At 35.7% G+C, this 12,008-nt stretch carries 9 protein-coding genes; 7 read left to right on the top strand and 2 right to left on the bottom strand.

What is annotated here, in order from left to right:
- Nucleotides 1–48: 48 nt before the first annotated feature.
- The 7 genes from EGI05_RS04880 to EGI05_RS04850 all read left to right on the top strand — a co-directional run bounded on the left by EGI05_RS04880 (nucleotide 49) and on the right by EGI05_RS04850 (nucleotide 8,577).
- A complete protein-coding gene (locus EGI05_RS04880) occupies nucleotides 49–1,605 on the top strand; it encodes a hypothetical protein (RefSeq protein WP_123261926.1) in 1,557 nt (518 codons plus the stop codon).
- A gap of 11 nt (nucleotides 1,606–1,616) precedes the next feature.
- Entirely contained in the window at nucleotides 1,617–2,186 is a 570-nt protein-coding gene (locus EGI05_RS04875) for a DUF6705 family protein (RefSeq protein ID WP_134197361.1), read from the top strand.
- 644 nt (nucleotides 2,187–2,830) lie between these two features.
- Entirely contained in the window at nucleotides 2,831–3,130 is a 300-nt protein-coding gene (locus EGI05_RS04870) for a hypothetical protein (protein WP_123261924.1), read from the top strand.
- Nucleotides 3,131–3,140: 10 nt separating this feature from the next.
- On the top strand, nucleotides 3,141–5,051 hold the full coding sequence (locus tag EGI05_RS04865) for an McrB family protein (RefSeq protein WP_228428546.1): 1,911 nt from the start codon (nucleotides 3,141–3,143) through the stop codon (nucleotides 5,049–5,051).
- Nucleotides 5,052–6,521 carry a 5-methylcytosine restriction system specificity protein McrC gene (locus EGI05_RS04860; protein WP_123261923.1) on the top strand — a complete coding sequence of 490 codons (1,470 nt, stop codon included), beginning with the start codon at nucleotides 5,052–5,054 and terminating at the stop codon, nucleotides 6,519–6,521.
- A 20-nt stretch (nucleotides 6,522–6,541) separates the two neighbouring features.
- Nucleotides 6,542–7,786, top strand: coding sequence for a ComEC/Rec2 family competence protein (locus tag EGI05_RS04855; RefSeq protein WP_134197363.1), 1,245 nt, complete (start codon nucleotides 6,542–6,544; stop codon nucleotides 7,784–7,786).
- A gap of 44 nt (nucleotides 7,787–7,830) precedes the next feature.
- Nucleotides 7,831–8,577 carry a metallophosphoesterase gene (locus tag EGI05_RS04850; protein ID WP_123261921.1) on the top strand — a complete coding sequence of 249 codons (747 nt, stop codon included), beginning with the start codon at nucleotides 7,831–7,833 and terminating at the stop codon, nucleotides 8,575–8,577.
- Nucleotides 8,578–8,619: 42 nt separating this feature from the next.
- Here EGI05_RS04850 and EGI05_RS04845 read toward each other — a convergent pair whose 3' ends face one another.
- Together EGI05_RS04845 and metQ are read right to left on the bottom strand one after the other, a co-directional pair.
- A complete protein-coding gene (locus tag EGI05_RS04845) occupies nucleotides 8,620–10,881 on the bottom strand; it encodes a glycoside hydrolase family 3 C-terminal domain-containing protein (RefSeq protein ID WP_123261920.1) in 2,262 nt (753 codons plus the stop codon).
- Between the two features lie 195 nt (nucleotides 10,882–11,076).
- The gene (gene metQ / locus EGI05_RS04840) at nucleotides 11,077–11,886 is read right to left on the bottom strand and encodes a methionine ABC transporter substrate-binding lipoprotein MetQ (RefSeq protein WP_123261919.1); all 810 of its coding nucleotides are present in this window, start codon (nucleotides 11,884–11,886) and stop codon (nucleotides 11,077–11,079) included.
- Nucleotides 11,887–12,008: the final 122 nt, after the last annotated feature.

Genomic DNA, 12,008 nt, shown 5'->3' with positions numbered 1-12,008 from the left:
ATTACAAAAAAGAATTATTTTTATAACCGCAAAAACACACAAAATTAAATGAAAAGAAATTTTATTTCAAGGTTACTTTTATTGGTAATCCTCTTAATCGTTCTGTATTCCTGCCGGAACGACCATTTCCCGGAACAAGACACCTACAACAATACAGGAAAATTCAATCTTACTTCAAAAACCATTTCTTTAAACGAAAGTAAACACAAATCAAAACTTGTTTCTGAATTAAGTAAGGCAGAAATAGGGCTTAAAAGCATGAAAACAGATGCTTCAGGGAAAGTAGTAAATTATGGAAATGGAGTTTCTATTGGTACAGATAATGTGATCTATATTGAAAACGGCCCGAACTACCATACCTATACTTTCAGAATCAACAGAGAAAATGCTCCTACGGATGCACCTGTGGAAAATTTATTGTTAGTCCCTCTTCCAGATGGGAGCTACAGAGAACTTTTAGTAACTTACAATCTTACAGAACAGGAAAAGATAGCTTACCTTCAAAATAAGGTAATAGATCCCAAAAAAGTAAAGACTGTAGAACTTACAAAGGGTACCTACAATGGAGGTGGAGAATTGGCTAAAACAGCTTGCGGATATATCAATGAAATTGTTTGGCAGGAATGTAGTGAGCATGTACACAATCAATATAACACCTATGATTGGGATAATTGTACAGCAACTATTAAACCGAATGCTTATTTTGTAACATCTTTCAGATGTTGGGAAGAACAGGATGATGTTATTACTAGTACACCTATTGATGGTGGTACAAGTAGTAGCGGTGGCGGTGGAAGTGGAAATACAAGTGATGGCGGTGGTGCTACAGCTCCTCCATGTGATACCTCTACCATTCCTTCAAATCCAGAACCGGGATTGACGGATATAAATGGCTGCCCAATTGGAACTCCAACGCTACCAAATTTGGGTGAGAATCCCAAAACCCCTTGTGAGAAAATAAAAGAGCAAAGAAATGATGATGAATTCAAAAAAAGAATGGATACATTACAAGATAAAACGGGGTTGAAAAAGGAAACAGGGTATATTCAAAAATGGGGTGGAGATTATGTATATAAAGATAATGCCAGTGCTACTGATCAAGCCAATTCGTTAAGCTTGCCAGAGGTTGCTACAAATACCTATGTCAAAGGCTTTGCACATACCCATGTCAATGATTTTGAATTTACCGAAACTAATGGAGATACTGGAATAAGGTTGGGGATTAAAATTCCGTCTCCTGCGGATGTAGGGTATTTCATGGATCTTGTTCAGAATGCACAAACAAACGGACATCCACTTGGCGATGTTTATGGTATTATGATTTCCAGTATGAAAAACTATCAACTTAGGTTCACTGGAAACCAATATCAAATTAAAACCTTTACTGATGAACAATTGAACTCTCATAGAGAACCTTATAAAGAATATACACGTGCATTTCTGGGAGATTCAAAAAAACTTGAATTTAAATTTTTAAAATATATTGATGAAAAGATGAACTTAAAAGGTATAACTTTATATAGAATGAATGCAGATGGAATAACAACGGAAATTAAATTAAATGCTGATAAAACAGATATAACAGAAACAAATTGTCCAAACTAAATTTTAATAAAATGAAAAATCTACTAATACTCGTCCTCTCTACATTTGCAATTTCTTGTCAATCCCAAATAGTTTCTTTGGAAACAGAAGCTCAATGTGTACTAATTTCCAATTGTCCTGAATATACATATGCAAAAGACATCAACAATTCGTTGGATAAATATGTAGGAACTTGGAAAGGAACATACGACGGAAAAACTTATGAACTTAATTTTAAAAAGGGGCTTTATGATGATTCGGGCATGAAAAGAGATAAATTAGTTGGCAGGGCAAGAATAACAATACCTGGAAATTTTCCTTTAACTATTTTTGATAACTTTAATGAGTTAGATGATAAAAAGACAAGTTTTTCTGGTTTAGGGTTTCAACCTGATTTAAAAGCTTATATGGCATATTTTGTCGGACCATATCAAAAAGGATGTATTAATTCTGGGACTGTTTATGTACGTGTAAAGCCTGCTACTCCAAATCAAATGACTATATCTTATTTGTCAGATATGGATATTGTAGTTGGTGAATGTCCAAATACATTTACACAGACGTTTCCAGAAAAGAAAACCATAACACTTATTAAACAATAAAAAAGACTGCTAAGTTTTTTTATGAATAATATTTATAAAATGATTATTTATAATGTATACCAATGATAATACAAAACCCACAGCCACCCATCGGGTGGCTGTGGTGGCATAATGATCTATACCGAAACATATTCAAAAACCAATATTATATATTATTTTTTTAACAACTTTTTGGGTGATGCTCTTTAGGTTTTTTTTAATTGTTTTAGTATGTAATTAACATTTTGTGATTTGGTATTACAAATTTATTCTCTGATAAGAGAAATATCAATCCTGAAAAAAGGGTAATTATTTCTACCTAAATTTAGGTATTGGATCATAGGCAAAAAAGGAATATTTTATCATACTATAGGGTTGAAGTCAGAAAATAATGTATTGAACAAGGGATCATTATTGCGTTTTCCCGTAATAATGAATTAAAAAAAATTCTTATACTTGTGTTCTAAAACTATCAAACACCATGAAACAAATTATTTCAACCACTCTATTCAATGTCCTATGAAAGGATGTTTCTCAAAACGCTTGATCTTTCTTTTAATCAAATGCTAAATTATCAGCAATAGATTTCCATGTTCAGGATGGGGATTGCTTGTGCATGATCAATGAAGATCTAAAGAACTTGCTAATAAAAAATAACTAAAGCCATGAATATTGTAAAAGTATCCACTAAAAACCCTCAACAGCTGAGGGATGATATCAATGACAAAATTATAATGAACGAAATACGAAGCTGGGAATATGATGACACCAAACAAATCATCTCCCATAAAGGCGATCAGTACAAAGATCATTTCTATTTTGAATATCAGATAGATGATCAAAAGGGGATTCTGGAATTTGCGATGCATTCAAGCGGAACTAGTGAATTTGCAGACTCAAGAGCCATTCAGCTTTTGGAAAGAATGCTGTTGTCCCATTTTGAAGATAGAATAGAAATTCTATAAATATGATCAGATGAAAGGATATTATAAACTACAAATCAGACACGGTGAAACCGAAAAAAATCATGTTGACGAAGTAATCGCCGACAATAGAATAACGTCTCATATTGATTACGCCGGTCCCGGTTTCGAAAAACTGAATCATGGCGATGTCCTTTTGATTCACAAAGGAAGCTACCCTCATTGTCTGGTAGAAGTCGTCCATAAAATTACAGACCCGGAAGAGATCAACGGGGTAGACTTTGGGATCAATTACCGGATTAAAGTCCTGTCTTATTTTAAAGACCTGGATGATTCTTTATCTTTTAAGGAAAAAAACAGACAAATCGGGTTTAATGGTACTTTAACCCCTTTATATAATAATACGGATACCCTGAGTTTTATTAAGCAGTGGCTGTCTTATATACATCATACGGAAAAAATGAAAAATAGTATAGAATTACTAAAATATAAAAAGCAGATCATCCTTCAAGGGCCTCCGGGAACAGGTAAAACAAAATTGGCCAAAGAGATCGCTGATACCATATTAAATACTGGAAAAGAAGGCGTAACTCCCAAATCTTTAATTGAAAAATTCTTCAAAGATGAAAACGAGCAGACTGCCGATAATGCAGGTTATGAGAAAAAGCTGCAGGAATTTCAAAAGGCCTTCCCCAAGGACCAGTTTCAGAATATGGAACTGGACGATTATTGCATAGGAAAGGGGAACAGAACTAATTTTTGCTGGTGGCTGGAAAGAGGGTTGGAACGGTATGGGAAATTCACTCCGGGGCAGTCTGGAAATTATGTTATTTATTATGGGCGTTCAGAGGAAGATTATGTAGTTAAGAAATCTGATGAGCGAATCTATACTTTGTTTCCAAAACTGATGAATGTATTGGATAAGCTGATCAATAATAAAGATATAGAAACTGCATTGCAATTATATGGTGAGAGCTTTGTATTAAAAGTGCTGAATTCTTATTATCCTGAAGAATTTTTTCCGATCAATGGTAAAAAGGCCTTGGAAAATGCGGTGAAGATATTGGGAAGGGATTATAAAGGAAAATCGGCAGTAGAGCTTAACGGGATCCTGAGAGAGGAATTTATCAAATTAAAAAGTAAGTTTAATTCTAAGGCTACTCCATTAGATTTTATGGCTTTTCTGTTTAAAACCTTTAGCCTTAATCAGGATGGAGTGATTATGAGGAACTCAGAAGCTGAAATCATTAAGAGAGAACCTACTATTATCCAATTTCATCCAAGTTATACTTATGAAGATTTTGTAAGAGGAATTATTGCAGACGCTACAGATAAAGGCATTGCATACAAAGTGGAAAATAAAGTATTGGCGAGCTTGGCAAAAGAAGCTAATGAAAATCCTTACTCAGACTATGTACTGATTATTGATGAGATTAATCGGGCTAATCTTTCCTCTGTTTTAGGTGAGCTTATTTATGCGTTGGAATATAGAGGAGAAGCCGTTAATTCTGTATATGCCTTAAAAAATGAGAGTGATGATAATCATGAGCTGATTATTCCACCTAATCTCTATATTATTGGTACCATGAATACCGCAGACCGAAGCGTTGGACATATCGACTATGCCATCAGAAGGAGATTTGCATTTGTGAATATTCCTCCAAGAGATTTGCAGGATGATGACAAGATTTATTTCAATACAACCGGTTTCAATATCATATCGGCATTGTTCAATAAAGATAATGTAAGCCGGGAATTTGAAATTGAAAGTGTAAAAATTGGGCATAGCTATTTTATCGTAAAGAAATCTGATGCACCCGATGAGATCCGAAGAGATGAACTTTTCAGAATGAAAATGGAATATGAAGTAAAGCCCATTCTATTGGAATATGAAAGAGACGGCATCTTAATCGGGGAATATGAAAATAAACCGATAAAAGAATTTATAACAGAGCATTTATAAATGGGCATTGTTTTAAAGGAACATACAAAGGGAAAAATTACGGTTAAAGTTTCAGAAAATGACACTGATGGAAACTTTTGTGAAGAAACCGTTTCTGTTGTGTTTTCCAGGGAAACCTTTGAATATGTAAAAAAAACTGAGCCCAGAAAATTCAAAAGAGAAAAGAACAAAGATTATCATTGCTTTCAGATCAACAGTAAAAATGATGAGATCCTTCTTGAACCTAATTATTTTGTAGGGATTGATTGGATCTGTGAAGAAAAAGCAAGGTATATCCAGGTAGAACCTAAGGTCAATTCGGGGGTCATTGCATCTTTTGATGCAATTATTTCTGAAGAAAGGGAACATATTACAGAGGAAGAAATAAAAAAAATAGATGAAAAGGCGGAACAGCTGGTAAAAAATGATGAATATAGATGGGAAGTAGACTATATCAGCATGCTGATGGAGATAATGTCCCATGTTGATGTGGCCCAACATACAGATCATTTGCTTTTAATTGATTGGGAAGCTTCTGAGATTTCTATTACTCAGGAGCAGGATAGGCTTACACCATTTTTAATTGTCCGTTTTTTGAAACTTTTGCAGAATATTGTGAAAAAAGGATTAAAAAAATCCTATTACAAGGTTGAAGAAAATCTCAGAAGTAAGGTGAAAGGCAAAATCCTGGTGGAAAAGCAGATCAAGCAAAATATCTTTAGGAACCGTTTTTCCAATACCGTTTGTACCTATGAGGTTTTTGGAGAAGATTCCATAGAAAATAAGTTCCTGAAGAAAGTGTTTGTATTCTGTTTGCAATACATAGAAAACAATATGTTATATTTTGAGAATAAAAAGAATATTTCATGGATCATCAATTACATCCGTCCAGCTTTTGATCACGTCAGCAATAAGGTGAATGTACAAGATACAAAGCATTTAAAATATAATCCGTTTTTCAAGGAATATAAAGATGCCATCAAACTGGGACAACAGATATTAAAAAGATTTTCATATAACATCACGAAAACTACGGACAAAATAATTTCTACACCTCCATTTTGGATTGATATGCCCAAAATGTTTGAACTCTATGTATATGCCCAATTTTTAAAAGATAATCCGGATTTATCAGCCGGAAATTTTAACTATCAGTTTTCTACTTATGGTAATTCCCTTGATTTTTTAATAGGAACAGAAAAAGAGAAGTGGGTAGTGGACACCAAGTATAAGCTGCATTATAATTATGGGCAGATTCATAATGATATTCGGCAGGTAGCAGGATATGCAAGGCTGAAAACCGTAAAAGAAAAATCTCCTGAGGCAATTCGGGAAGAAATTCCGTGTCTTATTATATATCCGAAACCTCTGGCGGCAAATGAGAAAATAAACTTGAGTATTGCCTATCTGTTGGCGATGAAAGAAGAAATAAAAGCATATCATCACGTATATAAATTGGGGATCAGCTTACCTGTGATCAAAAAGCAGTGATATTTTAGAAAATGATAAGAATGATAGGAAACGCAGAATTTAAATTTCATCCGATAGGACAGGGGTGTTTTTACTCAGGAATAATACATGTTGATGCAGCAAAATTTCACCTCGTGTATGATTGTGGAACGAATTCTCCAGAACATTTTTTACTATCTGAAATCGAAGATTATAAAACCATGATGGCGGGAAATCCATTAGATTTGCTCATGATTTCTCATTTTCATAAGGACCATGTGAATGGTGTTTTTAAACTGCTGAGGGGATTGACTTGTAAAAATTTGATCATTCCTTATTACCCACCGATTGAACGTTTAATTTTGGCATTGACGGCCGATGGTACAGATGATGATTATATTGAGTTCTTGAAAGATCCCGTTACATACCTTTATGCAAGAGATTATAATATCGAAAGAATTATCATTGTAGGAGGCCCAAATGATAACCAGGACTCAGATCAATTAATCAATCGGGAAGGCGTATCTCCGGAAGACGGCATTACACCAGGTAAATTAATCCTGCAGATGGACCTTTACGACGACGAAGAGATAGAAGATTGGGTGAAGAGAAATGAAGAAAATAAAGAGAGGTATTTAGATCCAAATGTAAAGTTTCTGAAAAAGCCATACAGAGTTTGGCTTCCGTACTGGGAATTTGTATTTTATCTGGAGAAGTATGATGAGATTTTGCTGGTGGAAAAGGTAAGCACTGAGATTGATACATTAATTAAAAGTAAAAATCTCTCCATTTCCGATTTATTTGAAAAGAAGTATCTTAAAGAATTGGAGAAGATTTATAAAAGTTATTTTACAAATCTTAATAACACTTCTTTAGTTACCTATCATGGCCCTTATAACAACACTGCTAATCCGGATCAGATGATTTGTTGTTACTCTACATATGTTCATGATTTTTATTGGCGAAGCTTACCAACACACTGCTGCGGAACTCTTTTAACAGGAGATATTGAATTGGAAAGGTTAGCTTCTATTGAAAAACTAAAAGATTATTATAAATTTTATTGGAAGAGAATATGTTATTTCCAGGTACCACATCATGGGTCAGAAAATAATTGGAATCGCACAGAGCCTAATGGATTACATGAATTTCCTGTTTATATCATCAATCATGGATTAGGAAGGAAAAAACATCCGTCTTTAGAGGTTGTAAAATACATCAATACCCACTGTACCAATGGAATTATTAAGCTATGTAATGAAGCTGAAAAGTTTGAGTACGGATGTGAGTTTATAGAGAAACTCTAAAATGTTATGAGTAATGAAGTTGATTAAATAATTATTTTAGCCTCATGAAAATTCAAATCATCAGCGATTTGCACCAGGAGTTTGGCTATACCGATTTAAATTTTGATCGGTCAGACGTTGTGGTTTTGGCTGGGGATGTCAACCTGGGAACGAAGGGAGTAGAATGGATCAAATCAAAAATCCCGGACAAACCTGTCTTATATGTTTTAGGAAATCATGAATATTACAAAGGCTCTTATCCGAAAACTTTGAACAAAATAAAAGAAGCTGCTATTGGCTCTAATGTGATTGTTCTTGAAGACAATTTTATAGACCTTGACGGAATACGATTTCACGGAACAACCTTATGGACCGACTTTTCTATTTTCGGGGATCCGATGCAGTACGGAATGATCTGTCAATCAGCAATGAACGATTACAAAAAGATTAAAAGAGATCCTTCTTATTCCAAAATGAGAACCATTGATATTTTTAAAATTCATCAGCTTTCAAGAATATGGTTAAAAGAAAGCCTTACCCATTCAAAAGATCTGAAGAATATTGTCATTACCCATCATGCACCGAGTATACAATCTGTTCCTGAACATTTTAAGAATGATCCTGTAACTTCAGCGTATGCCTCCAACCTTGAGGATTTTATTGTAGAACATCAGCCATTGTATTGGATTCATGGACATATTCATACTCCTTGCCGATACAAAATAGGGAAAACGGAGATTATTTGCAATCCCCATGGATATATTGATGAAAAGTATAATGGATATGATAAAGAATTAATTGTAGAAGTATAAAAAAGAGCCCGGAAACGGGCTCTTTTTTTGATTATGATGATCTTATTTCAGCGTAAATCTCACTTTGGTTTTAATGGCATCAGAAGAATTTCCGATCTGTGCTTCAAAGTCTCCCGGTTCAGCTACCCAATCGTGCTTATCTGCATCAAAATAGCTTAAAGCAGATTTGTCGATTGTAAAGTTTACTTCTTTCTGTTCGCCAGGATTGAGGTATATTTTTTCAAAACCTTTCAATTCTTTGGCAGGACGTGGAACCGATGATTTCGGATCGCTGATATAAAGCTGTGCTACTTCCGCACCGGCTCTTTTCCCGGTATTTTTTACAGTAACGGTAAAAGTGATCTTGTCCTCTTGTGACATAACGGTTTTATCCGCTTTAGCTTTTCCGAATTCAAAAGTGGTATAGCTCAAGCCATGCCCGAAACTGAATAAAGGTTTGATCTTTTTCGTATCATGCCAACGGTAGCCCACGAAAATTCCTTCGTTGTATGCAATGTTGATAGGATTGTTTTGGTCTTTTCCTTTTCCGGCAGCCAATTCTTCTTTATTTCCCGGATATTCTCCTAACTGATGAGCCGCATTATCTTCAAGCTTCACAGGGAAGGTAAACGGTAATTTCCCGGATGGATTCGCATCTCCTGCTAAAACAGAAGCAAGTGAATTTCCGGCTTCGGAACCTAAATACCATGCCTGAACAACCGATGGAACTTCTTTAATCCATGGCATGGCAACAGCATTTCCGGAAACCATTACTACGGCAAGGTTTTTATTCGCTTTAGCCAGTGCAGAAATCAAACGGTCCTGGTTGTAAGGAAGTCCATAGCTTTTTCTGTCGTTTCCTTCACTGTCCTGGAAATCACTTTTATTCAATCCTCCTACGAAAATGACGAAATCGGATTTTTTGGCCAGCTCTACGGCTTCATTCAATAGTTCGGTTTCAGAGCGGTCGTCTTTTAAGTTTTGTCCGGATTTTACGCCATTGTACTCGCCGCCGATGTCACCCACATAACCTCTTGCATACTGTACATCCGCCTGCTTTCCGAATCTTGTCTTAATTCCGTCTAATGGCAATGTTTCGTATTTTACTTTCAATGAAGATGAACCACCACCAACGGTCATGATTTTGATGGCATTTTCCCCGATAACCGCAATTTTCTTTGCTTTGTTGACGTCTATCGGGAGAATATTTCCTTGATTTTTTAATAAAACGATTCCTTCTTCTCCAATTTCCTTCGCCACTGCTTTATGCTCTTCAGAAGCAATGTTTCCGAAAGGCTTGTTTTTGTTCATCGTGGTTTTATACGCCAGGCGAAGTATTCTTGTTACTTTATCATCAAGCTCTTTGGTACCTACTTTTCCGGATTTAATCAATTTCAAATAGGGTTTTGCCAGGTAATAATTGTCATAAGCATTGGAATTTCCTTCAGAAAGGCCATTCGTCCAGCTTCCGAATTCAAGATCCAATCCGTTATGGATAGCCTGTTCGGTATTGTTTACGGCACCCCAGTCGGAAACTACCACTCCTTTATATTTCCATTCTCCTTTCAAAATGTCGTTCAAAAGATACTGATTCTGGCTAGAGTACTGGTTCTTATACATATCGTAAGCGCCCATGATCGTCCAGGAATCACCCTCAGTTACGGCAGCTTTAAAAGCAGGCAGGTAAATTTCGTAAAGTGCTCTGTCATCAATATTCACATTGCTCGTGTGACGGAACATTTCCTGATTATTCAAAGCAAAATGCTTGACGCTGGTAGCCACTCCGTTGGATTGTACTCCCTGGATATAAGGAACAACCATTTTTGAAGTCAGAAAAGGGTCTTCCCCCATATATTCAAAGTTTCTTCCATTCAATGGAGTTCTGTAAATATTCACTCCCGGTCCCAAAAGAATATCTTTCTTTCTGTAACGGGCTTCTTCGCCTAATGCTTTTCCGTATTTCCAGGACATGTTTTTGTTCCAGGTAGCTGATAAAGCTGTTAAAGCAGGGTAGGCGATAATAGAGTCATTGGTCCAGCCCGCCTGGTTCCATTCGTCCCACATCACTTCCGGGCGGACTCCGTGAGGGCCGTCTGTAGTCCAGAATTCCGGAATTCCTAATCTCGGAACACCGGCGGAGCTGAATTTGGATTGGGCATGAAGCATGGCAATTTTTTCTTCCAGGGTCATTCTGGAAAGAGCATCCTGAATGCGTTGTTCAACAGGTTGAGAATCATCCAGGTAAACGGGCAGGGGAGTAGTTTGAGCCATTGAAGAAACAGAAATAAGGGTGAGTAGACTTACTATGGCAGTTTTCTTTAGCATAAAAACCTTTTTATTGATTGGATAACAAAAGTAAGTAAAAATTTTATTATCTCAAATTGAGAAAATAAAAAATCAACAATAAAGTTTTAAGAGTGATGAGTTGTGAGTAATGAGTTTGAAGTAATAAGCATCATCATTCATCATTTATCACCTATCAATTATCACTTATCGTTTATAACTCATCACTCATCATTTCTACCATCCCTTCACTGCTCCGCCTTTAAAAATTTCTTCGGCTTTTTTCAGGACTTCTTCAGACTGATAGGCTTTCAGGAAGTTTTGTACTTTTTGGGTGTTTTTATTATCATGTCTTGATACCACTACATTCACGTAAGGAGAATCTTTATCTTCTTTTAAAATTCCGAACTTATGGGTATCCAATCCTGCCTGGGCTGCAAAATTATTATTGATGATAGCCAGAACCACTTCCTTATCATCCAGTACTCTTGGTAATTGTGGTGCTTCAATTTCAAGGATTTTTAATTGTTTTGGATTAGCTGTAATATCTGTGACTTTGGGTAATAACCCTACATCTTCTTTTAGCTTTAATAATCCGTTTTTCTGAAGAAGTAGCAGGGAACGTCCGCCGTTGGTAGGATCATTAGGAATAGCCACAGTACTTCCGTTTTGAAGCTCATTGATGTTTTTGATCTTTTTGGAATAGGCTACGATAGGATAGACAAATGTATTTCCTACAACAGCCAATTGATAGCCTCTCTGTTTGGATTGCTCACTCAGATAAGGAACGTGCTGAAATGCATTGGCATCAATATCCCCATTATGTAAAGCTTCATTGGGAACTACATAATCATTGAAAGAAACCAGCTCCACGTCAAGATTGTATTTTTCTTTGGCTACTTTTTTAGCCGTTTCGGCAATCTGTTGTTCCGGACCGGAAGTAATTCCCACTTTAATATAGTTCGGATCATCTTTTTTAGATGAATTACATGCATTGAATACCAGCAGACCAGCCGCTAGAAAACCTAGAATTTTTATTTTTTTCATTGTTAATTATTTCATTGTTGTATGTGTTGATTGTAAAATTGCAGAATCGTAAAATTGCTAAATCGCTTTTTAACTCTTTGCCTTTCCGCCTTTTTGTCCTATTCTTTTGCGATTCTACGATT

The organism is Chryseobacterium daecheongense (assembly GCF_003729955.1).
Classification (GTDB): Bacteria; Bacteroidota; Bacteroidia; order Flavobacteriales; family Weeksellaceae; genus Chryseobacterium; species Chryseobacterium daecheongense.
The sequence above is the reverse complement of the archived record's forward strand: the minus strand, read 5'-3'. Positions and strand labels throughout refer to the sequence as shown.